This is a genomic window from Colwellia sp. PAMC 21821, assembly GCF_002077175.1.
In the GTDB taxonomy this organism is placed as follows: Bacteria; Pseudomonadota; Gammaproteobacteria; order Enterobacterales; family Alteromonadaceae; genus Cognaticolwellia.
Genome location: NZ_CP014943.1, coordinates 1,040,038 through 1,065,285 on the forward strand (window position 1 = coordinate 1,040,038; position 25,248 = coordinate 1,065,285).

Below are 25,248 nucleotides of genomic sequence, written 5' to 3' on the forward strand. Positions count from 1 at the left end.
AATCAACCTATTAATTCTGTTTTTTGTCATTTGTAGGTCGGGCTTTAACCCATCATTTTATGGTAACGATGACGGGCTAAAGCCCGACCTACAAGTTATGAAAATATAACTATACCTTTATAACTATACCTTGTTAAATGCCATTTATTGCTGCGATAGCCACAGCTGAATTATAAATAATTTGTGTTGCTGTCGACCATAATGTTAAATCACTCATATATTCAGAATCTAATGGTACTACTATGGTATCGCCTGGCTTTAATGAACTATCACTCGCGTCAGCAAACCAGTTGCTTTCTTCAACCATTTTAATACTACCACCGGCTGAAATAATATAAATACGCTCATCGTCAGCACGTTTTTTAATGCCACCACTTTGCGCAATATAGTCTTCTGCTGACATTGCACTATTATACAAATGTGATGAACCCACTTGCACTTGGCCAATAACATTAATTGAGTTTTTCTTGGTTGGCACAAGCAGTACGTCTCCACCTTCAAGTAATACTTCATTATTATTTGAAGCCATTAATCTCGGCAGGTCAATAACTAAGCGCCCAACGGGTTCTACATTTGTAATATCAGCAAGAAGCTTTTGTGCATCGTCGTAAGACGCAGAATTGCCTTGTTCGGTTAACGATTTAGACGCCATTTCAACACGCAAATCGCTAGCAAGCTTTATCAGATTTCGTTGTTCTAACTCTTTTAACTTTATACGGGTAAAAACTGATGCACCTGGATGAGCATAATCAGTTAAGCCGCCAGCTTTAATCACTAAATCAGCCAAAGTTTCGCCTCGTCGAATAGTATACTTACCAGGGAACACAAATTCACCACGTAGTTCAACTACATGATTTTCGCTCCAGGCGGGTATTTTGTGAACGTTTAATCGGTCTTTACTCTGCAAAGCTATATCGAAGCTTTTGTTTTCTTTTAACGCTAAGCCCAAGTCAACATCTAGTGATATTTTTGTTGCGCCTTCCGCCGTAAGTGAATTACGAGTGACTTCTGCACGAGCTAAATAGGCAGACTCTTTAACGCCACCAGCGGCTGCGAGTAAATCACTCACTTTGGCATTTTTCGCTAACGGATAAATACCAGGGAATTTAACTTGTCCGTCAACTTCAACCAATTGAATGGGTTGGCCAGAAGCTCCTTGTTGACGTAGTTTTCTCAACACTGGTGCTAATAAACGTGGTCGTGAAAACAAGCCCATTTCACGAATATCAATTTCGCTGTCTAAAGCGCCATTAGTAATTTGCACTAAAGATTGATTAACTAAACGCTCTGCCTCTGCAGTTTCATCAGTATTTGCTGCTAGCTGTGATGCATTGCCGCCATATTGTTTCCAAAACGATTTTTCTTTAAATGAAACTTTAGCTTGTTGGCGCTCTTTGGCAAACAGTTGCTCTTGGGTGAAAGCCAAATCATCTAACGATATTTTTTCATCAATAGACTTAGTTACGTTTGAAAATATTAATAATTTGTCGTTCGGTAAAAGGGTTAAATTATCAACTGGGTTTGATGTTGATTTACTCAATGCTTTCGCTAAATTAAATTGTAAAACTTCAATATTTCTGGCTTTGTCTTTTTGACGAACAATTAAGCCATAACTTAAATCTGCAGAAGGTAGTATATGTGAATCTAAACTTGGTAATAAATCAGCAACTTTAATGCCTTGCTGCCATTGATATTTACCTGGGCGTGAAACGGCTCCAATCACGGTAATTGACTGTTCATACATACCCGAACTTTTTAGTACACGAATATAGTCACCACTTTTCAGTAACTTTTCACGCGCTTTTTTATCGGTTAAATCAATATTAATAATGCTACGTAAACTTTGTTCGTTGTAGCGTTCTACCATGGTTGATTGCGGATAAGCTGACGGTAATAAACCACCTGCCATTTCTATTATATGATTAAAGTTGTCACCGGCTTTTAATTCATAAATAGCCGGTCGTCTTACTTCACCCAGTATGGAAACGTTTTTACTTTGTGTTGGTATAAATACCACGTCGCCTGATTGCAGTAATATATCACTTGAAGAGTCGCCCTTTATTAGCAGGTCGTATAGATCAACAGTTTGTACTATTTTACCTGCACGCTTTACTTCAATATTACGTAATGAGCCAATATCGCTAACGCCACCTGCAGCAAATATAGCGTGTGTAACGCTTGAAAGTGAGCTTAGTGTGTAAGGACCTGGTTTGTAGGCGTCACCTAAAACGAAAATGCGCATTGAACGCAATTCAGCTAAGCTGACCACCACGTTTACACCAATAATGCGTTGTTGAATTCTTTCGGCAAGAAACGTTTTCATTTCTGCGAACGCTAAGCCCACAATTTTTACTGGCCCAACATTAGGGATAAGTATATTACCCTCGCGGGATATTGGCAGTATGTATTCTGCGTTTTCTTTACCATAAATTTGAATCGATAATTGGTCACCGACACCTAATACATAGTGACTAGGAATTGCGATATCCATGGTTGGCGTAAACGTACTTGGCGCATTAGAGAAAACGTCCATGCCATATCGTTCAAGGGGTTTGAATAACTCACTGTCTTCTTCAAATAAAGTAACTTCTGCTTGATTTTCTTCGCTAGTTTCAGCCGAAGGTCTAGGCGTGATGGGCGTAGATGATAATTGGGACTGCTGATTACTGCCGGAAATTTGACCCATAACTGTATTTAGGTCAACTCCCATGCTTTGCGCTAGGGCCTGCTGTTGAGATTTAGGCAAGTTTTTAAATTGTTCAATTTGCTGTTGGCTTATTTGTGCCGCGAATGAGCTAAAAGAGCATGTAAAAACGACGAGAATACTTGTCAGTAGACGAATAGTGTGAATCATTGGCGCGTATTTATTCCTATATATACGAGGGACAGAACTTAGATCTATAAATAAAGCAGCGTGGAGTTTATCAGTAAGTGTACTTCGGTTAAAGTAACTTTTTATCAACCCCATCATCGAGATAAAGCTTTGTTAAATGTATAAGACTTTACGCTTTAATTAACAAAACATCGGCAATGTAATTATTATTTACTTTCAAGGAAGCATTTTTAATAATATTCTGCATTAGGAGTTGTCAGCAACGGATAACTTTGTTTACAAAAATTTGCTTTTGATCACAAGTTTACGTTGTAAGTTGATATAAATGTGAGTACCAACAAACGCACCCAACTAGCAATAATCTAGAATCTCTTCGTTATCGACAGTAATAATATATTGAGTTAATTGCTTATTTTTTCCTTGGTGGCCTTTAACGTTCACGGAAAGTAATGATTGAACACAACAAAAGTTGAGCAATTAATACCCATTAACAAAAGATTAACCTCTCAGACTTGCCTTTCGACGCTAGCAAAGGTATAAAACGGGCTGATTAATAAAAATTTCTAATTTACCTAAACACGATCAACCCGATATATACTCACTTAGCGCTGAAATTGCATATTGCAGTGGAACAGGTATATATTCATGTTGAAACAAAAACAATTTTAAACCGTGTTTGGTCTTACCTATCGAGGATTTTATATGAGTACCCAGAATTCAGAGGCATTTTATGGCCATCCGGGAGGGTTGAAAACACTTTTCGTCACAGAAATGTGGGAACGTATGAGCTATTACGGCATGCGCGCATTACTGGTTCTTTTTATGACAGCAACGTTACAAGAAGGCGGGTTAGGAATAACAATTGCCTCAGCAACCGCTATTTATGGCTTATATACCGGTACCGTTTATTTTATGGGCTTACCTGGTGGCTGGATAGCTGACAGGTTACTAGGCGGCCAACGTGCTGTTTGGTATGGCGGCATAATTATCATGTTCGGCCACATTGTTTTAGCTATTCCAAATGACAAAACATTCTTTATTGGTTTAATTTTAGTTATTTTAGGTACGGGTTTATTAAAGCCTAACATTGGCGCTATGGTTGGCCAGTTATACAGTGAAAATGATAAACGCCGTGACAGTGGTTACGCTATTTATTATATGGGTATTAACTTAGGCTCTTTCATTGGCTATTTAATTTGTGGTTATTTAGCGACAGATTTTGGCTGGCATTATGCGTTTGGTGCTGCGGCAATTGGTATGGCAGCGGGTCTTATTCAATACAAAATGACGACACAAAAATTAGAAGGTGTAGGAGCAAAACCTGTTGCACCTTTATCAGCTATAGGCCAACGTAATAGTTGGATGGTTATTGTTGCTGGTTTAGTTTCAATTGCTGTTATTACCCTGTTAACGTTTCAAGGCGTTATTGTTATAGACCCTATTGCTTTAGCACAATATGTAGCTGTTGCATTTACCTTGATTTTTGTTGTTTATTACGCTGTTATTTATTTCTGTAGTGGCTTAACAGGTAACGAAAAGAAAAAGCTTTGGGCATTGTTATTAATTTGTATTGCCTCAGCGTGTTTTTGGTCTGGTTTTGAGCAAGCAGGTTCTTCATTAAACTTATTCGCGCGTGATTACACTGACCGCATGATTGGTTCTTTTGAAATTCCAACAGCATGGTTTCAGTTCTCTAACTCAATGTTTATCGTTTTGCTTTCACCTTTCTTTGCTGCATTTTGGATTAAACTAGGTCAAAGAATGGTAACACCTGCCTACGGCATTAAATGTGCTGCCGGTTTAATTATTATGGCAAGTGGCTTTATTGTTATGTTTTTTGCTGCACAATACGCTGCAAGTGGCTTACAAGTTGCACCGGGTTGGTTAATAACAACTTACTTCCTACATACGGTTGGTGAGTTATGTTTAAGCCCTATCGCTTTAAGTGCTGTAAGTAAGTTATCGCCAAGAAGATTTGCTGGTCAAATGATGGGTGTGTTTGTTTTAACTTATTCAATTGGTAATATTATTTCTGGTTTACTTGCTGGTAATTATGATCCAAATAACGTTGAACAAATTCCTGCATTATATATACAAATTAGTTTGTTCAGTATTGGTATTGGTATTGTTATTTTACTGGTTGGCTTGAAATCTAGATTCTGGGAAGCGTTAAAAACAGAAGAAGATGACACTGCAGCACCAGTTCAAGGTAATAACGGTACAACCACCACTGCATAATTATTTTATATAATAAGCAGTAAAAATAGCCAACTACACGTTGGCTATTTTTTTGCCTGTAAAAAATTAATATCAAGCTAAAAACACCCAATACTAAAGCGTTAGGCATTTTGTAGGTCGGCCTTCAGGCCGTCAAAGCCAATCGCTAATCCCCCCAATCAACCGATTAGGTAAAACATTCCCAATGATATCTATCCAAAAAAACCGACACCAAACACAGTTAAATTTCATTTAACCTGACGGAATAAATTCCGACCTACAAGGACATACTCCCAACAATACAGCGTTAGGCATTTTGTAGGTCGGCCTTCAGGCCGTCAAAGCCAATCGATAATCCCTCCAATAAACCAAATAGGTAAAACATTCCCAAAGATATTTACCCAAAAAACCGACATCAAACACAGTTAAATTTCATTTAACCTGACGGAATAAATTCCGACCTACAAGGACATACTCCCAACAATACAGCGTTAGGCATTTTGTAGGTCGGCCTTCAGGCCGTCAAAGCCAATCGCTAATCCCTCCATTCAACCGTTCAATCAACCGTTCAATCAAATAGATGAAAACATTCCCAATGATATCTATCCAAAAAAACCGACATCAAACACAGTTAAATTTCATTTAACCTGACGGAATAAATTCCGACCTACAAAGGAAATACTCCCAATGATATAGCGTAGGGCATTTTGTAGGTCGGCCTTCAGGCCGTCAAAACTAATCGATAATCCCTCCAATCAACCAAATAGGCAAAACATTCCCAATGATATTTATCCAAAAAAATCGATAGCAAACACAGTTAAATTTCATTTAACATGACGGAATAAATTCCGACCTACAAAGGACATACTCCCAACGATATAGCGTAGGGCATTTTGTAGGTCGGCCTTCAGGCCGTCAAAACTAATCGATAATTCCTCCAATCAACCAAATAGGTAAAACATTCCCAATGATATTTACCCAAACAAAACCGACATCAAACACAGTTAAATTTCATTTAACCTGACGGAATAAATTCCGACCTACAAAGGACATACTCCCAACAATACAGCGATAGGCATTTTGTAGGTCGGCCTTCAGGCCGTCAAAGCTAATCGCTAACCCCTCCAATCAACCGTTCAATCAACCGTTCAATCAAATAGGTAAAACATTCCCAATGATATTTACCCAAACAAAACCGATATCAAACACAGTTAAATTTCATTTAACCTGACGGAATAAATTTCGGCCTACAAAGGTATTCGAAAATCTTTATTTCTTTTTTTGTCAGTTTCTTGTAGTTTGACCTTTATTCCATCATGTTGATGGCAGTATTATTTAGCTCGTATAAATTATTTAACTTAAGACAATAAACGCCATTGATTATGCCCACACGAAATCAAATCAGACAATTGGTTAGAACAAAACGCCAGAGCCTGAGTAAAATTGAGCAGCAGCAGTTCTCGAACGATTTACTCGCCCAATTAACCGAAAGAGCAGATGTAAAAGCGGCAAAAAACATTGCTATTTATTTAGCTAACGATAGTGAGATCGACGCTATGCCATTTATACAATGGTGTTGGCAGCAGAAAAAAAGCATCTACTTACCCGTTATTCACCCCTTTAGCCCTGGGCACTTATTATTCCTTCATTATGAAGAAAACAGTGATATGCGAGCCAATACCTATGGCATTTTAGAGCCGAAACTCGACATTCGTCTGATACAAAAAATTAGCGAAATAGATATAATCTTCACGCCGTTGGTCGCATTTGATCAAACAGGCAATCGTTTAGGTATGGGGGGTGGGTTTTACGATAGGACATTATCATCGTGGTATACGCAATATTGCCTTGATAATGAAGGGAAAAATATCCATGAACGAAAGATAACCAAGCCATACCCTATTGGCCTCGCCCATGACATTCAATTAATAGACGAAATACCCTCACAGCTCTGGGATATCCCGCTACCTGAAATAGTAACTCCGACTAAGCAATATAAGTTCGACATACATAAATAAACACTAATTTAGTTAATACAGTTGTTATAATAGTGGCGACTAATAGCTGTCAGAAAAACAAAGAAAAGCTGTAAGCTGTCAGTTTTGAGCTTTCAGTAAAAACACAAAGGAACAGCTGTAAGCTTTCAGTAAAGACTAACCATCACTTACTGATAGCTTAGAACTAATTTTATTTACTGATAGCTGATAGCTTAGAACTAATTTCATTTACTGATAGCTGACAGCTTAAAACTAATTTCATTTACTGATAGCTTATAGCTTAGAACTAATTTCATTTACTGACAGCTTTAAACTTTAAACTTATTCTTAAACTTATTCTTAAAGAGATTCTTATGACTCAAGATGACATGAAAAAAGCGGCGGCAATAAAAGCCCTCGACTATATCAAAGCAGATACTATTGTTGGTGTTGGTACTGGTTCAACGGTAAATCACTTTATTGACGCCCTTGCTACGATCAAAGATAAAATTATTGGTGCGGTTTCAAGCTCTGATGGTTCAACCGAACGTTTAAAATCTCACGGTATTGAAGTGTTCGACCTTAATAATGTTGACGGTATTGATGTATATGTTGATGGCGCCGATGAGATAAATCCTCATATGCATATGATAAAAGGTGGTGGTGCTGCCCTTACTCGCGAGAAAATTGTTGCTGCCGTAGCCAAAACCTTTGTTTGTATTGCTGATGATACTAAACAAGTACCTATGTTAGGACGTTTCCCATTGCCGGTTGAAGTAATACCTATGGCGCGTAGTTATGTGGCTAGAGAACTGGTGAAACTAGGTGGTGATCCTTCATACCGACTAGGCGTTGTTACCGACAATGGTAATGTTATTCTTGATGTGCATAATTTAGAAATACTCGACCCTAAAGCACTAGAAAATAGCATTAATGCTATTGCAGGAGTTGTTACTAATGGCTTGTTCGCTAATCGTCCAGCAGATGTATTAATTATCGGCACTGCTGAAGGTGCAAAAATAGTAAAATAACACTTTAGAGTTTATACCCTATATGGTAGTTTAGGTATCTAGCCATCTAAACTTATATTAATAAGTAAATGTTTGATCGAGAGAAGATAAACTATCATGAGCAACAATTCACTAGCTAAAGACAAAATCAAGATACTACTTCTAGAGGGTGTTCATCAAAGTGCCCTTGAAGAGCTTAAAAATAAAGGCTATTCAAATATAGAGTATCTAAAAACCTCACTTTCAGAAGCAGAGCTAATTAAAAAAATTGCCGATGTGCATTTTATTGGTATTCGCTCTCGTACTGACTTGAATAAGAAAGTTTTAAGCCACGCTAAAAAGCTTGTTGCTATTGGTTGCTTCTGTATTGGCACCAACCAAGTAGATAAAGCTGCAGCACAATCTTTAGGTATTCCGGTGTTTAACGCGCCGTTCTCAAATACCCGTTCAGTCGCTGAATTAGTGTTGGGCGAAACCTTACTATTATTACGTGGTATTCCTGAAAAAAGTGCTCAGGCACACCGTGGTGTTTGGAATAAATCTGCCGCTGGTTCAGTTGAAGCCAGAGGCAAGACCTTAGGTATTATTGGTTACGGCCATATTGGTATGCAACTTGGCATATTAGCTGAAACTTTAGGTATGAGAGTTCGATTTTTCGATATTGAAACTAAATTGCCTTTAGGTAACGCTAGCCAAGCGCCAACCATGACCGCATTGTTGAAAGAAGCTGATGTTATTAGCTTACACGTGCCTGAAACCCCTCAAACGAAAAATATGATGGGTGCTGCCGAATTTGAAGTAATGAAAGACGGCGTGATCTTTATTAATGCTTCACGCGGCACCGTTGTTGATATTGATGCCTTAGCAGAAGCCTTAAGCAATAAAAAAGTTGCTGGTGCGGCTATCGATGTATTTCCAATTGAGCCGAAAAGTAACGATGAAGAATTTGTTAATCCTTTACGTGCCTTTGACAACGTTATTTTAACGCCTCATATTGGTGGTAGTACTAAAGAAGCACAAGAAAACATTGGCCTTGAAGTAGCAAGTAAACTTGCCAAGTATTCAGACAATGGCTCAACGTTATCTGCGGTGAACTTCCCTGAAGTATCACTACCTGGCCATATCGGCACTAGCCGTTTATTACATATTCATCGTAATCAACCTGGTGTTTTAACACAAATTAACCAAATGTTTGCCAAGCATAACATCAACATTGCTGCACAATATTTACAAACGGCCGATCAAATTGGTTATGTGGTTATTGATATTGAAGTTGAAAGTCGTGAACTCGCGTTAAAAGAGCTAAAACAAATTGACGCTACTATTCGCGTTAGATTGTTAAACTAGTTTAAAGAAGTATCTAAAGCTGGCAGTTTATAAGAAAGATATAGCCAAAGAGATAGCTTTCAGTTTTGAGCTGTCAGCTAAAAACCAAATCAAACCAAGTTTGCCGTTTGAACTAAGCACTTTTTAGTGCTTTTTCTTTTGAACGTACTGACAGCTTAAAACTAAGTACTTTTTTAGTGTTTTTTAGTATTTTTTAGTGCTTTTTCTTTTGAACGTACTGACAGCTGACAGCTTTAAACTTAAAACTATCTTTTATCAGTTTTAATGTTAAAACTTAAAGATCAAAAACATACAAGCCCAAGCGGCTATACCTGCGACAATATCGTCTATCATAATACCAAAACCACCATGACAATTTTTGTCTAAATAAGAAATGGGCCAAGGTTTTAGAATATCGAAAAATCTGAATAATGCAAAACCGACAAGTACTGTTTGCCATGTAATTGGCATTAAGAACATGGTGATCAGAAAACCAACAAATTCATCCCATACTATTGCACCATGATCAGGTACCCCAGCATCTTTTGCCGCTTTATCACAAATGTAGATACCAGCAATACTCATCAATACCAATACCGCTAGATAAAGGATATTACTGAGTGGTGCGAATAATAACAATAATGGGATGGCGGCTAAGGTACCAAAGGTGCCAGGCGCTTTAGGCGCTAAGCCACTACCAAAACCTAGTGCCAAAAAATGAATGGGATTTGCCAGTCGAAAGTTAGCTGTAGATTTTTTCATGATTAATCTTTTCTATTAGAAAAATGTTCGAAACTTTTAGCATGAATAGCGACAGGCTTACTGTGATATGTTGTGGTTATTTTTTCACTGCGGTTAATCTGCCCAATACACGTAATGGTGTTTGTCGTATTGGCTAAAGACGTTTCCATACCGACTTTATTATCTTCAGATACCGTGAATAACAATTCGTAGTCATCGCCACCCGCTAAGGTCATTTCAAAGGCTTTCTCTAAGCCTACAGTATCTCGCAAAGCATTAGAAATTGGCAGATCATCTAGCACGATATTAGCGCCGACTTTAGAAGCCGTACAAATATGCCCTAAATCTGCAATTAAGCCGTCAGATAGGTCGATTGCCGAACTTGCATACCCGCGGAGTGCTTGTCCAGCTAAGATTCTTGGTGTTGGAAAGTCTAAACTACGTTGAACGCTTTCTCTATATTCTGGAGCTATGTCCACTTCTTTAAAGATATGTTTCAGCGCTAATGCAGCATCACCTATTTCACCGGTAACATAAATCCAATCACCAGCCTTCGCGCCTGAACGCTTAAGATGCTTACCTACAGGCACTAAACCTTGAGCAGTAACTGTAATACTTAAAGGCCCTTGCGTTGTATCGCCACCAATTAATTGCACGTTATAAAACTCGCACAAATCAAAGGCACCACGACAAAACTCTTCGACCCATTTTAAATCGACTTCTGGCAAGGTAATCGCCAAAGAAATCCAGGTTGGCTCTGCCCCCATAGCTGCTAGGTCGGATAAATTCACCGCAATTGATTTATGGCCAATTGCGCGTGCGCTGGTTTCATGAGGAAAATGAACGCCAGCAACTAGGGTATCTGTGGTTATTGCAATATTTTGACGCTCGGAAGGGCTGACTATAGCGCAGTCATCTCCAATACCAAGCACAACATCCTTGCGTTTAATCGCCTGCTCACTAAAGAAGCGCTTGATCAATTCAAACTCTTTCATATTACAACCAAATTCTGACTATTCGTTCGGACGAACAAGCTTAACCACTTTGTCTAAAACACCGTTGACGAACTTATGGCTATCATCGGCACCGAACGATTTGGCTAACTCGATGGCTTCGTTAATGATAACGCGATAAGGCACGTCTTGAGATTCAATTAGTTCAAATACCGCAACGCGAAGGATCGCTTTTTCAACGTGGTCAACATCTTTAAGTGGTCGAGCAACATGCGGAGATATTTTCTCATCAATGCTGCTAACCTGTGCTGAAACACCGCGAAATAATTCCTGAAAATAAGGAATATCAAAACGACGTGCACTATTTTCAGTCAAAAAATTCAGCTCAATTTCAGCAATATTGTTTTGACTTAATTGCCAAGAGTAAACAGCTTGTACTGCTAACTCTCTGGCTTTTCTTCTAGGTGATGGTTTCACAAAATTTTCCTGTTATAACTTATCGAGCACGTTAACCATTTCTAAAGCACTTAATGCTGCTTCAGCGCCTTTATTGCCCACTTTAAGGCCGGCACGGTCAATCGCTTGCTCAATAGTGTCGGTGGTGATAACACCAAATGCCACTGGTAAAGTATATTCCATTGCCACTTGTGCTAAGCCTTTATTACATTCGCCAGCAACAAAATCAAAATGAGGCGTTCCACCACGAATAACGGCGCCAATAGCAATAATGCCATCGTATCCACCTTTCGCAGCAATTTTCTTCGCAGCAACTGGCAACTCGTAAGCACCAGGAACACGTATCACTGTAATGTCGCTATCGGCAACATTACCATGGCGTTTAAGCGCGTCTACTGCACCTTCAAGTAAACTTTCAACAACAAAACTATTAAAACGAGAGACAACAATTGCGAATTTCTTACCGGTTGCATCAAAGTTAGCTTCTATGACATTCATTTCAAAATCACCTACTGATAAAAATTGCCGCAATTCTAGCAAATTGCACGCCACTGAGGAACTCGTTTTAACAAATTTATCTGAAATTAGACTCCAAAAGTCGATATTTAACATTTATTGTCGATTGCAAACAGGCTGAGCCTTAGCCCATCAGCACAAATACAAACATAAACCGACGGCATAAATGACGACCTACAATGACAAGCGCCAAACTTTCGCATGGAGCCTACAGGCCCTTTATAGGTTGGCCTTTAGCCCATCAAGGTAAATAAAAACATAAACCGCCGGCATAAATACCGACCTACAACGACAGCACCAAACTTTCGCGTGGAGCCTACAGGCCTTTTGTAGGTTGGGCTTTAGCCCATCAAGGTAAATGAAAACATAACAGACGGCATAAATGACGACCTACAATTACAAGCACCAAACTTTCATCTGGAGCCTACAGGCCCTTTGTAGGTTGGGCTTTAGCCCATCACGGTAAATAAAAACATAAACCGACGGCATAAATGCCGACCTACAATTACAATCACCAAACTTTCATCTGGAGCCTACAGGCCCTTTGTAGGTTGGGCTTTAGCCCATCAAGGTAAATAAAAACATAAACCGACGGCATAAATGACGACCTACAAATAAATTGAATTCCAAAAAGGATAATCGCCAATATTATTAACCAACCCCTTTCTTAATGGATTAGCAACAATGTACCTAGCTAATTTTTTTCTGTTGTCATCAACTCTCAGGGCGTGATCGTAAAATGATGGCTGCCATAATTTATCTTGCTTTTCGCGTTTTTTATTAATGATGAAGCTACTACTTCCTTTAAGCGCACCAACAATTTTCGGTAATGTTGAACCTTTGATATTTAATCGTAACAAACCATGAAAATGATCAGGCATTAAAACCCAACTGATCCAAGTGCAATTGTACTTAGTTTCATTAGTGTTTATTTGACGAGAAAATATACAAGCTAAATTAAAATCTGAAAAGTGTGGTATTTTATTATGGGTATTAAAAGTAACAAAGTATTCACCATGTTCCTGAGTATATCGACCTTTACGTAAATCACTCCATGACATAAAACCTCCTTAATGTTCATTTTCCTGTGGGATAAAGTAGAGTCATCATATTAAGTTAGTACCATTAGAAGTATTTGTCGCCTCATTTGACGGCATAAATGCCGACCTACAAAACAAACATCAAACTCTACTGTTGATCTTGCAGGCCCTTTGTAGGTTGGGCTTTAGCCCATCAAGGTAAATATAAACATAAACCGACGGCATAAATGCCGACCTACAATGACAGCACCAAACTTTCGCGTGGAGCCTACAGGCCTTTTGTAGGTTGGGCTTTAGCCCATCAAGGTAAATACAAACATAAACCGACGGCATAAATACCGACCTACAATGACAAGCACCAAACTTTCGCGTGGAGCCTACAGGCCCTTTGTAGGTTGGGCTTTAGCCCATCAAGGTAAATATAAACGTAAACCGACGGCATAAATGCCGACCTACAATGACAAGCACCAAACTTTCGCGTGGAGCCTACAGGCCCTTTGTAGGTTGGGCTTTAGCCCATCAAGGTAAATATAAACGTAAACCGACGGCATAAATGCCGACCTACAAAACAAACATCAAATTCTACTGCGGAGCTTCCTAGTCTTTTGTAGGTTGGGCTTTAGCCCATCAAGGTAAATAAAAACATAAAACGACGGCATAAATGCCGACCTACAATTACAATCACCAAACTTTCATCTGGAGCCTACAGGCCCTTTGTAGGTTGGGCTTTAGCCCATCAAGGTAAATACAAACATAAACCGACGGCATAAATGCCGACCTACAAAAAGATTGATGGCTTTTAGTAAATATCAAACTAATGTATTTGCTCATGGCACATTAAGCGCCATTTTTGTATCATAGGGTTCTCTGGCTTTTACGCGTATATTTACTTAAAATTTTATGACTATTTATTTTTCTTCCAATAAAATACCGGCTCTGCATGAATTTAGCTTACATCAACGGCAAGCTATTTTAACTCTGGCACAAGCTAAGCTTTCTGCGCCTGAAAAATTTATATTGAATATTATTAAGTTAATGCTGCTGTTACCGCCATTTCTGTTTATCGCTAATTTACAAGGCTTTGCCTTGGCAGCCTCTGTAGCGGTGGTGTTGATTGCCTATTTCGTGCTGTTAAGACCTATCATGTTGTACTTTTCAGAAAAACATCTTGATAAAGCGATTGCCCAATACAAAAAAAGCGAACATTAGTTCGCTTTTTTATTCCTACTTAATTAATCAAATTGCTATAAGGCTACATTCCTTCTAGCTCTTCTAGGTAGGCGTCAATATTCTCTTCTTCAGCTTTGTTCACTTCGATCGGTGGATTACCGTCATAAACCTTGTACTGCATATTTTGAAAGTAGGCATTTTTCACAAATTCGTAAGGGTCAATGGCATCCCTTAAAATAGCTTCTTGATCAGCAAACGATGCTCTCGCTTCTAAGCCTATTATGCCTGCACGTAATATATTAGGCCAAAAATCGATCACCGCAAGTGGCCAATAATAACTGTCTACAAAATCGCCGACTTCTTCACGCACTGATGAAGGACCAAGTGCAGGAATAACTAAGAAAGGGCCATCCCCAACACCATAACTACCAAGTACTTCACCGAATTCTTCTTCTTGTCGGTTCCAACCAAAGTCACTCGCGGGATCAAAAAAGCCTAATAAACCTATCGTTGAATTTAAAACAAAACGTCCGGTTGATTTTGCCGCATCGGTGAATTTTGCTTGTAACAAATGGTTAATGATTGTTGAAGGCTCGTTTAAGTTAAGCGCCATGTTATGAACACCGGTGCGTAAGTCGGTCGGCATATATTCAACATAGCCTTGAGACGCTGGTCTGAATACGTATTTGTCTGCATAGTCCCAAGTAAAAGTCCAAAACGGTCGGTTAATAGCTTCTAGCGGATCTTTGGGATCAGAGACACTTTGCTCTGACGACGGCGTTGTGGAACAAGCCGTTAAAAATAACGAAAGCGTAAAGGCTAATAGAAGTTTTAGACTAAATATTGCTTGGGCTTTCAATACAATGTTTCTTATTTTGTTCACTACTCGGTCCTTGTTTTATAACCGCTAAACACTTTATCTAACGACTAATATCAATCTCATTAATTATCTGATCATCTATACTGCTTAAAATAACCAACTACTGCGTTATTTATTTAATCATTATCGCTGCATCGATGCAGCTTATTAGCCAATGCAGGAGCATATTGTCCTGAACAACTCGTTATTAAAGTAAATACCTTGTATTTGGCCACTTTTACGGCGTATAAAGCCGATCACTTAATGAATCAACTTGGTATAAAAATAACATGATTTTTCTCAGTCGTGCAGTTTACCACGAGCGCAATAATAATTTTATTTTTAAATGTAACTTTAAGATCAATTTTTTATATCACGGCGAAGTAAGTTTAACGGTGTAGAGCATAATGATTATTTTGTAGATTTTTGCCTATGCACTGAAAGTAACATTTCGGCCTCGGCTCTTGGTATATCGCACTCACGCATAATTTCAGCAATGTCTGCGCCGAGTTCAACCAACTTTTGTGCTCGAGTGTAGAGTTTATCTTCGGGTTGCTGATGTAAAAGCTGTTCAATGGTTTGAAGTTGGCTACTGAACTGGTCCTGAGCCACTTTAATACGGTGCTCTAGTTGCTTGCTAACTTGTTCATTGTCTCGTTGCGATTCACTGCATTGCTTTTGGTTAATGTCTAATTGAGATTGACTGCTTGCAAGTAAATCTTGTAATTCTACCAACAGCATTTCTTGACTAGTAACCTGTTGTTCTAACGCTTCTATTTGCTTAGTAAAACGATTTTTTAGTGACAGTAAAAGCATAGCAACAAGCATCACAATGGCAAATGCGATTAGGCTGATCAAGTTCGCGGGGATATTTTCCATAGTATAATTAAGTTCGCTGGGAGATAAAAGCCTACACATGCAGGCTTATTGGTTGACGTTAGAATTGTTTTAATTCATCCCACTCGTCATCAGAGAGTAATTTATTCAAATCTACTAAAATCAGTAGCTCACCCTCTCGGTTTGAAACGCCTTGGATAAATTTAGCACTTTCATCGTTGCCAATATTTGGCGCGACATCAATCTCTGATGCTTTTAAATATACAACTTCAGCAACGCTATCGACTAAAATACCAATAACCTGCGTTTCAGCTTCAATGATCACAATACGAGTATTGTCAGTTATTTCAGCAGACTCAAGGCCAAATCTTGTCCGAGTATCTATCACGGTGACTACATTACCGCGTAAATTGATGATGCCCATAACATACATTGGTGCACCTGGAACCGGTGCTATTTCGGTGTAGCGCAAGACTTCTTGTACTTGCATGACGTTAATACCATAGGTTTCGTTATCGAGCTTAAACGTTACCCATTGCAGTACCTCATCATTGATGTCTACACGTTCGCTTGCATTGCGTCTTTCATCAGACATACTGCTGACCTCTTTAAATTTCGGTTTCTTAAAATACTTATGCACTAAGTATACTGGCAAGTCTCAAATCATCAATTATTCTTGTCTTATATTTGCGCCTTTTTCCAATAACTTAATTAAGGATTCAACATCTAGCAGTGCGCACATACGATTTTTGACTAACCCTGCGAGCCAAGGTCGTTTGTTTGTTGAGTCTAACCATTTTACATCTTCTTGCTTGAGCGTGACCGTATCGACCAAGTTCTCAGCCATTAAGCCCCACGAGGAATCACATAGCATGATAATATATTGATAGTTCAGTGCCGACATTAAGGCTTCATTGCATTTCTCTGGCATAACCCAAAGTGCGGTATCAACTACATTAACTTTTTCGTCCCGGTGTAGCATTACGCCTTTAAACCAGTCTGGTTTTCCCATCAATGGCGTGGTTTTATCCGTATTATGGATGCCCCCTAGTTCAACCAGCGGTACGGCGATTTGTAAACCTGCCACATCGAAAAACATCGCCTGAAAGTCGCCCTCTCGATAACTTAGCTTTTTGGTCGCTGCAAAACCACCTGCACTTTTACGGGTTTTAATTTCATTTGCGTTAGTTTTTATCGGCTGTAGCTCTGGTTTTAGTTCTGGCTTTAGTTCTGGCTTTAGTTCAGCTGCTTTAAGCGTAGGTTTCGGCGCAGTTTTTGACTGAATGGGTTTAACAGCCACTTCAGTCATCGCCTGATCACGACTTAAGACTTCTTGCTTTATTTTTTTATTCGCCGATTTTGCTGAACTCAATGCGTCAGTGCTGTCTTGTTCAGCCAACGGCGGGAAGGTTGCACTATTGAGTAATTTTTCAAGCGAATGAGTTTGCTTCTCTTTAACTGGCAGTGCAGGTTTTTGCTCTACTTCTTCTGTAAGCAATTCTGACAAATAGCTTTGCATTAACTTTTTACTTGCCGCTAAAGGTTTTGGCATAGATTTACTTACTCTTGGTGTTTAAGTTAACTAAATATTTTAGTAAATTTCGATAAGCAATGATACCACGAGACTTAGCAGCATAGTCTGAAGGTACCTTTTGTGCATCACTGGCATTACGAAAGTTAGTATCAATAGGAATGACTGCGGGCCACACTGACTCACCATAAAGTGCCTGTAGTTTTTTATAAGACAATATTGAAGCTTTTGTGCGTTTATCAAACATGGTGGGGACAATTGTATATTTAAAGGCTGTGGGTTGCTGACCTTGCATAACTTCTAAGGTTTTCATCATGCGGTCTAAACCTTTAAGTGCCAAAAATTCAGTTTGTACCGGGACAATAATTCTATCGCTGGCCGCTAACGCGTTTACCATCAATACCCCTAACACTGGCGGGCAATCAATCAGTACGTAGTCATATTCATCCTGAATTACACGCAAGGCCTTTTTTAACACTAATCCCATACCACCTTTATTACCAAGTGAGCGATCCAGTGTTGCTAAACCCATAGTAGCCGGCAGTATGTCGATATTTTGATAACTTGAAGGACATACGCTTTGCATAATTTGTTCTTTGCCGGCTACCTGTATAAACAAGTCATATACGCTCAGCTCTAAGTCTTCAGATTCAATACCAAAATAATAACTGAGTGAGGCATGAGGATCGGTATCAATCAGCAATACTCGATTGCCCTGTTCGGCTAATAAACCCGCCAAGGCAATAGTTGACGTAGTTTTTCCTACGCCACCTTTTTGATTTGCAACTGTCCAAACTACCAAGTGAAATTCCTATTGTTCGTTATTTTCTGCTTCGGGCGGATTAGCAACTTCGTTGTTAGCGTTAGGCTCAGACCTCGTGGTAATGCGAATGCCACCATTATCAAGTCGGATAATGCGAATTTCGTCATCTACTGTTTCAGTGCTAATGTTTTTAATCGCTTCAACATCTTTTACTGAAATAGTGGGAGTTGCCAATAAATTGGCTTTTTCTAAACCATATTTTGAAATCGCAATAACAACACGGCGGTTTTTAGCTCGACCGGTTGCCGTAGCGTTGTCAGCACTTGGGTAATATTGCCCATAGCCTTCAATCGCCATGCGCGCAGGATTTAAGGTCAACTCTTCTAGCACACGTAAAATGGCCGTTGCTCTGAAAACTGATAATTCCCAATTAGAGGAAAATATTTCAGTATCGATCGCTTGGTTATCGGTATAGCCTCTAACCCGAATATAGTTGCTTGAGTCGGCAATAATTTGATATATAACCGTCAAAATATCTTTTGCGGCATTCGTAGGCGACGATGAACCACTTGGAAATAATAAACCGCTGTTTAATTCAATTTCTAACCAGTCGCCGTCTATTTGCAGTTGGGCATATCCCGACTCAACCAGTTCGTATAATGCTTCATGAAGATCTTCTTCCAAAGACGTTAACGTTGTGCCCACTTGTGCATCTGAGACATTAGATAAGGTTACTTCACCGGTAACAAGTTCAGGTCCGGCGTCTTCCAAAATACCATTGCCAAATAACCGTTTATTCGTTTTAGAGCTATTAACCGGTAAAATGTCATCACCATGCCCCCGATTTTTAGGTTTTTCATCATTCGCTTGAAATACTCGACCTATAGATTCTGTTGCTGTTTCGAATGGCTTTTCATCGATCATCGCCATGGCATATAACACGACAAAAAGCGCGAAAAGCAAAGTCATATAATCTGCATAAGAAACCAACCAACGCTCAACATTTTCATGCTCTACTTGGTGGCGCCTTGTTCGTAAGCGGTTCATTGTTCTAACCGAAATGCCGATAGTTTATTTTCAATGGCATGTGGATTTTCTGCTAAGGCAATGGAAATGAGTCCTTCCGTCATCATTTCACGATACATAGTTTGCTGATGAACTATGGCTTTAATTTTATTGGCCACGGGTAAGTATATAAGATTGGCAAATCCAACACCGTAAATAGTGGCAACAAATGCGGTGGCAATGCCTTGCCCCAATAATTGCGGATCGGCTAAATTTGACATGGCATGTATTAAACCAAGTACAGCACCTAAAATACCAATGGTTGGGCTGTAGCCTCCCATTGACTCAAATACATGAGCAGAGCGTAAGTTATGTTCACGATATAAGTCTAAATCTAATTCTAGTGACACTCGTAGATTTTCAACCTCTACTCCGTCGACAAGCAGGTTTAAGCCTTTGTTAACATAAAAGTCATTTTCTTCTTCGGCAATATGCTCCAGAGACAAAAAACCAGATTCTCGTGCTTTCTCAGCCCATAGCACGATGGATTCAATGCCTAATTCAATATTATACTTAGGCGGGAAAACCAACCATTTTAGTAAGGTCATTGCATGTGAAAATTGGCGTTGTGATGACTGCAACATTACCGCACCGAGCGTGCCACCAAAAACGATGATAAATGCCGGAAGTTCCAATAACGACGATATTGAACCACCATCAATAATAAAACCAAAATAAATTGCCAAAATGGCAACAAATAATCCCGTTATACTTAGTTTATCCATGCTGTATTTCCTTAAGAATTGCAGATGGAAAGCTTTCAAGCGCCAGTGATAGTTCAGATATTCCGGCAACCGTTACCGCTTGGGGCATACCATAAACAACACAAGACTCCTCGTCCTGCGCCCAAATAGTTGCGCCCTTACTTTTTAATAATCGCGAACCTTCACGACCATCAGCGCCCATTCCGGTTAATATAATGCCTAAAACATTGCCGCCAAAAACTTTAGCCGCTGAAGCAAAACTAATATCTACACTGGGTTTGAAAGCAATCCGCTCAGAATTGTCTTCCAGTACTCTCAGTTTTGCTGCATTTTCTGTACCATCAATGACCATTTGTTTACCACCAGGTGCTAAATAAGCATGACCCGGCTTTAAAATGTCACCTGAACTTGCTTGTTTTACCTTTATTTTACACAGGCTATCTAGTCGGTTAGCAAAAGCTAAGGTAAAAGCCGCCGGCATATGCTGCACAATAACAATTGGCAAGGGGAAGTCTTGAGGCAATTGAGTTAAGAGTTTTTGTAATGCCACAGGCCCTCCTGTTGAAGTGCCTATGGCTAATAATTTATATTGTTTACCAGAACTATTTCTTAGCGATACACTCTTGCGCGAGCTAATTGTTGAAGCAGCTCTTGGGGAAGTTGAAATGCTTGTTTTAGCTTTAGTGTCTGCTACAGTCCGTGATCGAAAAGTAGATATTCGAGGTAAAGTAGCGCCTTTTTTTCTCGCGAGTAACTTAACGCGCTGACGCAATAAACTGCCAGCGTCTTCAGTCGTTTTGGCTATTTCATTAAATTTTTTCGGCAGAAAATCCAACGCCCCAGCATTTAATGCTTCGAGCGTGGCTTGTGCGCCGGAATGAGTTAAAGAAGAGAACATAATAATGGCCGTTGGTGCTTTTGCCATGATCTGTTTAACCGCGTCAATGCCATTTAATAACGGCATTTCTATATCCATGGTGATTACATCTGGCTTTAAAGCTATGGCCTTTTCAACCGCTTCTAAGCCATTAATAGCAACATCGATTACGTCAAGTTCAGGATCCTTATTGAGAATATCCGTTACTCTGCGTCGAAAAAAACTGGAGTCATCAACCACCAATACTTTAAAGGACATTTACAATCTATTTCCTGTCGTGATTATGTGTTTTTACTCATAAGTATTATGAACGTAATTTTTTATTTACTACCGATTTTTTAGCATAAAACTTCAGCATATTCGGGACATCAATAATCAAGGCAATACCGCCGTCACTTGTTATTGTTGCACCTGCCATACCTGGCGTACCATGTAATAATCTGTCTAATGGCTTAATAACCACTTCTTCTTGACCAATTAAGCTATCAACAACGAAACCAATTTGTTGGTTACCTAGCTGGACAATTACTACATGACCGCGTTCTCGTGGCTTTTCTACATAATCTCTCACTAGCCACTGATCAAGATAAAATAATGGGATAGCTTTTTGACGGACAATAATGGTTAGCTGTCCATCAACTTGGTTAGTTTTAGTTAAATCAAGATGGAATATTTCATTTACAGCCGCCAAAGGTAATGCAAATGTCTGCTTACCAATCACTACCATTAACGTTGGTAATATTGCTAAAGTTAGCGGTACTTTAATTTCAAGTATGGTGCCTACGCCCATTTCTGAATCGATGCTGACCGTACCATTAAGTTGGGTAATTTTTGTTTTAACCACATCCATCCCGACGCCACGCCCTGATACTTCTGAAATTTCAGTTTTGGTAGAAAATCCAGGTGCAAAAATAAGGCTAAAAGCTTCTTTATCAGACATACGCGCTGCTGCGTCTGCATCTAACACACCGCGTTCTATGGCAATTTCTTTTAATTTTCCGGCATTCATACCAGCACCATCGTCACGAATGGTGAGCAGAATATGATCGCCTTCTTGCGATGCTGATAAAACAACAATACCTTCTCGTGGCTTGCCAGCGGCTGCGCGTTTATCAGGGTCTTCAATACCGTGATCAACCGAGTTACGCACAAGATGTACTAAAGGATCAGCTAAAGCTTCAACTAAGTTTTTATCTAAATCGGTTTCTTCACCTTCTAGAATAAGTTTTATTTCTTTATTAAGACTGCGCGCTAAATCTCGTACTACACGAGGAAAACGACCGAATACTTTCTTTATCGGCTGCATACGCGTTTTCATTACCGCGCCTTGTAAGTCAGTGGTTACAGCATCGAGGTTTGACACCGCCTTAGTTAATTCTTCATCTTCTTTAGTCACGCCTAAACTAGTTAGGCGATTACGCACTAAAACTAACTCACCCACCATGTTCATAATTTGATCTAAGCGTTTGGTATCAACCCTAACGGTTGTTTCACCTTGAGCAGACTTTGCAGGTGCCGGTTTTTTGTCGCCTACCGGTGCTTGTTTCACTGCCGCCTTAACTTCTGGTGCTTTTGCTGCAGGTGCACTTGCCGCTTTAGCAACCGGTACAACTTTCGCTGCGGGCTTTTCAGGTGCAGGAGTCTGATCTTGAGGCGTTTGCGCTTGAGGGCTTTTACCTTTACCGTGAAGTTCATCTAATAATGCCTCAAAATCATCATCATTAATTTCATCGGGTGACGATGAGCTTGCCGACTGCTCATGCGTTGTGCTAACTGCAGCAGAAAAAGCACCTTGGCCATGAAGTTCATCAAGTAATGATTCAAATTCATCGTCTGATATATCATTATTGGATGAAGAGCTTGACTGCGGGGAAACAGGAGCACTAGGCGTTGGAGCACCACCGCCATGAAGCTCATCTAATAAGCGTTCAAATTCATCATCTGACATTTCATCGCTTGAACTGCCAATAGCTTCCGGCGCATTAGCCTCAGGCGTTGCAATAGGCGCTGCAAGCACAGGAGTTTCTTGACCTTCAGGCTGAGATAAACGGTGTAACTCGGCTAACAAACTAGGTTCGGCGCTTGTCAGTGGCTCTTTATTTTGCACTTGCGTAAACATTTCGTTAATTGTGTCAAGTGATTGGAGAATGACATCCATTAACGATGGGGTAACTGATCTCTGCTGATTTCTTAAGGTATCGAAAACATTTTCTGCGCCGTGGCAAGCATCGACTAATTCAGTAAGTGATAAAAAGCCAGCGCCCCCTTTTACGGTATGAAACCCTCTAAAAATAGCATTGAGTAATTCGGCATTATTCGGGTCATTTTCAAGCTCAACTAATTGCTCAGACAAGGACTCAAGTATTTCTCCAGCTTCGATTAAAAAATCCTGAAGAATTTCTTCATCTTGTTCAAATGACATTTAAGAACTCCTATTAAAAACCTAAGCTTGATAATAAATCATCAACGTCGTCTTGATTTGCCACAACATCATTACGATTTTTACTATTAATAATCGGACCCTCGACTAAGTTATCACCGACGGTGGGCAGTTTATTCAATGGGCTCTGCTCTGAAGAAAGACCAAAGGCGGTCAGCATACTGATCAAGCTGTCTTCAACTTCGCGCACTAAGTCGATAACTTTGCGAATAACTTGTCCTGTAAGATCTTGAAAGTCTTGTGCCATTAAAACATCGGTCATCAAGCGATTAATTTTGTCGGTATCTTTTTCTGTTGTTTTCAGTAGCACATCGATATCTCGACATAATGACTTAAACTCACTGACATCGAGTTCGTTTTGCATTAATTTTTGCCACAGTGGATTAACCGTACTGATTTTCTGTTGAATACCATTAACCACCGGAAAAATAGCTTCAACGGCATCCATGGTTTTATTAGCGGCTTCTTCCGTACTTTTGATAACAAAATTCAGTCTTTCTTTAGCGTCTGGTATTTCTTCAGTAGCTAAGTCACTCAAACGTGAATCAATTTGAAAATTATTCAAAGAGTCATGTAATTGACGGGTTAACTTACCTATTTCAGCAAACAGCTCAGAATTAATCGGGGTTTGAATTTCAGCGATTAACTCATCGGCTTTATCTTGTTGATCGTTTTCAAGATATTCGACCAACAGTTTAGCTTGCTCTAATGAAACATGGACACTGGTATTAGTACTCATATGACGGCCTTGCGAAACAAAAATTGATGACTAACCAAGTCGTTCGAAAATTTTATCAAGCTTGGTGTTTAATGTAGCAGCGGTAAATGGTTTTACGATATAGCCATTAACGCCAGCTTGTGCCGCCATGATAATTTGTTCTTTCTTAGCTTCTGCCGTTACCATTAAAACCGGAATATGAGATAAATTACTATCAGCTCTAATCGCTTTAAGTAAATCAATACCTTGCATACCCGGCATATTCCAATCAGTAACAACAAAATCAAAGTTACCCTCTTTAAGCATCGGCAATGCCGTATTACCATCATCTGCTTCTGAGATATTGGTAAAGCCTAAGTCACGTAATAAGTTTTTGATTATACGTCTCATTGTTGAAAAATCGTCAACAACAAGCACTTTCATATTTTTATCCAAGGCACCCTCCGGTGAGAACATTTAAATTCTACTATATTATTATTCTACTTAACTTTGCCAAGATTGCATACGAGCTTTTAATCGATGCATTGCCTGACTGTGTATTTGGCTTACCCGAGATTCGCTGACATCAAGTACTTGGCCTATTTCTCTAAGGTTAAGCTCTTCATCGTAATATAATGACAGTACTAAAGCTTCTCGCTCTGGTAAAGAAGAAATACATTCTGCCAGTGATTTTTTAAAGAAACTATGTTCAATATTAGCATAAGGTTCATCTTGATGATGACTGTGCGCGACTTCAATAACATCTTCACTGACACCTAGGTCATCAATGCCGAGTATTTTTCCTGAACTGACTTCATTAAGGATCTGATGATATTCATTTATGGTGATTTCAAGTTTTTCTGCCACTTCAACATCGCTGACATCGCGTCCGTGTTCAGCTTCTAAGTGTTTTATGGCTTCGCTGACCATGCGACTATTTTTATGCACTGAGCGGGGAACCCAGTCGCCTCGACGAATTTCATCAAGCATAGCGCCACGAATACGAATACCAGCAAAAGTTTCAAAACTTGCACCTTTGCTGTTATCAAAATTATTGGACGCTTCAAGTAAACCTATCATGCCGGATTGAATAAGATCATCAACAATAACGCTGGCAGGTAATCGGGCAAGCAAATGATAAGCAATACGTTTCACAAGCACCGTGTGTTGCTCCAGCAAAGCCGATTTATCAACACTATAAGTATGTACTTTTACCACTATAGCTCACTTATTTGTG

Annotated in this window: 23 protein-coding genes; 5 read left to right on the forward strand and 18 right to left on the reverse strand. The window is 39.4% G+C overall.

The window, feature by feature from the left end; translation table 11 throughout:
• Positions 1-133 precede the first annotated feature (133 nt).
• Positions 134-2,854, reverse strand: coding sequence for an SLBB domain-containing protein (locus A3Q33_RS04320; RefSeq protein WP_155866698.1), 2,721 nt, complete (start codon positions 2,852-2,854; stop codon positions 134-136).
• Positions 2,855-3,535: 681 nt separating this feature from the next.
• Here A3Q33_RS04320 and A3Q33_RS04325 point away from each other — a divergent pair.
• The 4 genes from A3Q33_RS04325 (at position 3,536) to serA (ending at position 9,383) form a co-directional block, all read left to right on the forward strand.
• Entirely contained in the window at positions 3,536-5,071 is a 1,536-nt protein-coding gene (locus A3Q33_RS04325; RefSeq protein WP_081178877.1) for a peptide MFS transporter, read from the forward strand.
• A 1,361-nt stretch (positions 5,072-6,432) separates the two neighbouring features.
• A complete protein-coding gene (locus tag A3Q33_RS04330) occupies positions 6,433-7,068 on the forward strand; it encodes a 5-formyltetrahydrofolate cyclo-ligase (RefSeq protein ID WP_081178878.1) in 636 nt (211 codons plus the stop codon).
• 332 nt (positions 7,069-7,400) lie between these two features.
• The gene (gene rpiA, locus A3Q33_RS04335) at positions 7,401-8,057 is read left to right on the forward strand and encodes a ribose-5-phosphate isomerase RpiA (protein WP_081178879.1); all 657 of its coding nucleotides are present in this window, start codon (positions 7,401-7,403) and stop codon (positions 8,055-8,057) included.
• Positions 8,058-8,153: 96 nt separating this feature from the next.
• Complete coding sequence (gene serA, locus A3Q33_RS04340; protein ID WP_081178880.1) at positions 8,154-9,383, forward strand: phosphoglycerate dehydrogenase; 1,230 nt, start codon at positions 8,154-8,156, stop codon at positions 9,381-9,383.
• 267 nt (positions 9,384-9,650) lie between these two features.
• Here serA and A3Q33_RS04345 read toward each other — a convergent pair whose 3' ends face one another.
• The 5 genes from A3Q33_RS04345 to A3Q33_RS04365 form a co-directional block, all read right to left on the reverse strand.
• A complete protein-coding gene (locus A3Q33_RS04345; protein ID WP_081178881.1) occupies positions 9,651-10,124 on the reverse strand; it encodes a phosphatidylglycerophosphatase A family protein in 474 nt (157 codons plus the stop codon).
• A gap of 2 nt (positions 10,125-10,126) precedes the next feature.
• Entirely contained in the window at positions 10,127-11,098 is a 972-nt protein-coding gene (thiL, locus tag A3Q33_RS04350; RefSeq protein WP_081178882.1) for a thiamine-phosphate kinase, read from the reverse strand.
• 18 nt (positions 11,099-11,116) lie between these two features.
• Positions 11,117-11,533 (reverse strand): transcription antitermination factor NusB, encoded by a 417-nt coding sequence (gene nusB / locus A3Q33_RS04355; protein ID WP_081178883.1) that lies wholly within the window; start codon positions 11,531-11,533, stop codon positions 11,117-11,119.
• A 12-nt stretch (positions 11,534-11,545) separates the two neighbouring features.
• Complete coding sequence (gene ribH / locus A3Q33_RS04360; protein ID WP_081182288.1) at positions 11,546-12,010, reverse strand: 6,7-dimethyl-8-ribityllumazine synthase; 465 nt, start codon at positions 12,008-12,010, stop codon at positions 11,546-11,548.
• A gap of 626 nt (positions 12,011-12,636) precedes the next feature.
• A complete protein-coding gene (locus A3Q33_RS04365; RefSeq protein ID WP_081178884.1) occupies positions 12,637-13,089 on the reverse strand; it encodes an REP-associated tyrosine transposase in 453 nt (150 codons plus the stop codon).
• A gap of 879 nt (positions 13,090-13,968) precedes the next feature.
• Here A3Q33_RS04365 and A3Q33_RS04370 point away from each other — a divergent pair.
• Positions 13,969-14,277, forward strand: a complete 309-nt coding sequence (locus A3Q33_RS04370) for a DUF6170 family protein (protein ID WP_081178885.1) — start codon at positions 13,969-13,971, stop codon at positions 14,275-14,277.
• Positions 14,278-14,320: 43 nt separating this feature from the next.
• On the opposite strand, the gene A3Q33_RS04375 is transcribed toward A3Q33_RS04370, so the two are convergent.
• From A3Q33_RS04375 to A3Q33_RS04430, 12 genes are all read right to left on the reverse strand, one after another.
• Positions 14,321-15,121 carry an MlaA family lipoprotein gene (locus A3Q33_RS04375; protein ID WP_231295775.1) on the reverse strand — a complete coding sequence of 267 codons (801 nt, stop codon included), beginning with the start codon at positions 15,119-15,121 and terminating at the stop codon, positions 14,321-14,323.
• A gap of 387 nt (positions 15,122-15,508) precedes the next feature.
• The gene (locus A3Q33_RS04380) at positions 15,509-15,976 is read right to left on the reverse strand and encodes a DUF2802 domain-containing protein (protein WP_196798049.1); all 468 of its coding nucleotides are present in this window, start codon (positions 15,974-15,976) and stop codon (positions 15,509-15,511) included.
• A 58-nt stretch (positions 15,977-16,034) separates the two neighbouring features.
• Positions 16,035-16,529 carry a chemotaxis protein CheW gene (locus A3Q33_RS04385; protein WP_081178887.1) on the reverse strand — a complete coding sequence of 165 codons (495 nt, stop codon included), beginning with the start codon at positions 16,527-16,529 and terminating at the stop codon, positions 16,035-16,037.
• A 75-nt stretch (positions 16,530-16,604) separates the two neighbouring features.
• On the reverse strand, positions 16,605-17,486 hold the full coding sequence (locus tag A3Q33_RS04390) for a chemotaxis protein CheW (RefSeq protein ID WP_231295776.1): 882 nt from the start codon (positions 17,484-17,486) through the stop codon (positions 16,605-16,607).
• Positions 17,487-17,490: 4 nt separating this feature from the next.
• Complete coding sequence (locus A3Q33_RS04395) at positions 17,491-18,267, reverse strand: ParA family protein (RefSeq protein WP_081178888.1); 777 nt, start codon at positions 18,265-18,267, stop codon at positions 17,491-17,493.
• A 9-nt stretch (positions 18,268-18,276) separates the two neighbouring features.
• Positions 18,277-19,275 (reverse strand): flagellar motor protein MotB, encoded by a 999-nt coding sequence (locus A3Q33_RS04400; protein ID WP_081178889.1) that lies wholly within the window; start codon positions 19,273-19,275, stop codon positions 18,277-18,279.
• A complete protein-coding gene (locus tag A3Q33_RS04405) occupies positions 19,272-20,018 on the reverse strand; it encodes a flagellar motor protein (protein WP_081178890.1) in 747 nt (248 codons plus the stop codon). The genes A3Q33_RS04400 and A3Q33_RS04405 overlap by 4 nt, the downstream gene beginning before the upstream one ends.
• Positions 20,011-21,132, reverse strand: coding sequence for a protein-glutamate methylesterase/protein-glutamine glutaminase (locus tag A3Q33_RS04410; RefSeq protein WP_081178891.1), 1,122 nt, complete (start codon positions 21,130-21,132; stop codon positions 20,011-20,013). Before A3Q33_RS04410 ends, A3Q33_RS04405 begins: the two co-directional genes overlap by 8 nt.
• A 46-nt stretch (positions 21,133-21,178) precedes the next feature.
• Positions 21,179-23,296 (reverse strand): chemotaxis protein CheA, encoded by a 2,118-nt coding sequence (locus A3Q33_RS04415; RefSeq protein WP_081178892.1) that lies wholly within the window; start codon positions 23,294-23,296, stop codon positions 21,179-21,181.
• A 13-nt stretch (positions 23,297-23,309) separates the two neighbouring features.
• On the reverse strand, positions 23,310-24,053 hold the full coding sequence (locus A3Q33_RS04420; protein WP_081178893.1) for a protein phosphatase CheZ: 744 nt from the start codon (positions 24,051-24,053) through the stop codon (positions 23,310-23,312).
• Positions 24,054-24,083: 30 nt separating this feature from the next.
• The gene (gene cheY, locus A3Q33_RS04425) at positions 24,084-24,467 is read right to left on the reverse strand and encodes a chemotaxis response regulator CheY (RefSeq protein WP_081178894.1); all 384 of its coding nucleotides are present in this window, start codon (positions 24,465-24,467) and stop codon (positions 24,084-24,086) included.
• 48 nt (positions 24,468-24,515) lie between these two features.
• Positions 24,516-25,229 (reverse strand): RNA polymerase sigma factor FliA, encoded by a 714-nt coding sequence (locus A3Q33_RS04430; RefSeq protein WP_081178895.1) that lies wholly within the window; start codon positions 25,227-25,229, stop codon positions 24,516-24,518.
• Between the last annotated feature and the right edge of the window lie 19 nt (positions 25,230-25,248).

Bases quoted from the DNA above. Each gene is read 5' to 3' on its own strand.
- A3Q33_RS04420 (WP_081178893.1), bottom strand. From the start codon at position 24,053: ATGAGTACTAATACCAGTGTCCATGTTTCATTAGAGCAAGCTAAACTG.
- A3Q33_RS04385 (WP_081178887.1), bottom strand. From the start codon at position 16,529: ATGTCTGATGAAAGACGCAATGCAAGCGAACGTGTAGACATCAATGAT.
- A3Q33_RS04390 (WP_231295776.1), bottom strand. From the start codon at position 17,486: ATGCCAAAACCTTTAGCGGCAAGTAAAAAGTTAATGCAAAGCTATTTG.
- A3Q33_RS04325 (WP_081178877.1), top strand. From the start codon at position 3,536: ATGAGTACCCAGAATTCAGAGGCATTTTATGGCCATCCGGGAGGGTTG.
- A3Q33_RS04330 (WP_081178878.1), top strand. From the start codon at position 6,433: ATGCCCACACGAAATCAAATCAGACAATTGGTTAGAACAAAACGCCAG.
- serA (WP_081178880.1), top strand. From the start codon at position 8,154: ATGAGCAACAATTCACTAGCTAAAGACAAAATCAAGATACTACTTCTA.
- A3Q33_RS04405 (WP_081178890.1), bottom strand. From the start codon at position 20,018: ATGGATAAACTAAGTATAACGGGATTATTTGTTGCCATTTTGGCAATT.
- A3Q33_RS04370 (WP_081178885.1), top strand. From the start codon at position 13,969: ATGACTATTTATTTTTCTTCCAATAAAATACCGGCTCTGCATGAATTT.
- A3Q33_RS04320 (WP_155866698.1), bottom strand. From the start codon at position 2,854: ATGATTCACACTATTCGTCTACTGACAAGTATTCTCGTCGTTTTTACA.
- rpiA (WP_081178879.1), top strand. From the start codon at position 7,401: ATGACTCAAGATGACATGAAAAAAGCGGCGGCAATAAAAGCCCTCGAC.
- A3Q33_RS04365 (WP_081178884.1), bottom strand. From the start codon at position 13,089: ATGTCATGGAGTGATTTACGTAAAGGTCGATATACTCAGGAACATGGT.
- ribH (WP_081182288.1), bottom strand. From the start codon at position 12,010: ATGAATGTCATAGAAGCTAACTTTGATGCAACCGGTAAGAAATTCGCA.
- A3Q33_RS04415 (WP_081178892.1), bottom strand. From the start codon at position 23,296: ATGTCATTTGAACAAGATGAAGAAATTCTTCAGGATTTTTTAATCGAA.
- A3Q33_RS04410 (WP_081178891.1), bottom strand. From the start codon at position 21,132: ATGTCCTTTAAAGTATTGGTGGTTGATGACTCCAGTTTTTTTCGACGC.
- A3Q33_RS04380 (WP_196798049.1), bottom strand. From the start codon at position 15,976: ATGGAAAATATCCCCGCGAACTTGATCAGCCTAATCGCATTTGCCATT.
- A3Q33_RS04345 (WP_081178881.1), bottom strand. From the start codon at position 10,124: ATGAAAAAATCTACAGCTAACTTTCGACTGGCAAATCCCATTCATTTT.
- A3Q33_RS04400 (WP_081178889.1), bottom strand. From the start codon at position 19,275: ATGAACCGCTTACGAACAAGGCGCCACCAAGTAGAGCATGAAAATGTT.
- thiL (WP_081178882.1), bottom strand. From the start codon at position 11,098: ATGAAAGAGTTTGAATTGATCAAGCGCTTCTTTAGTGAGCAGGCGATT.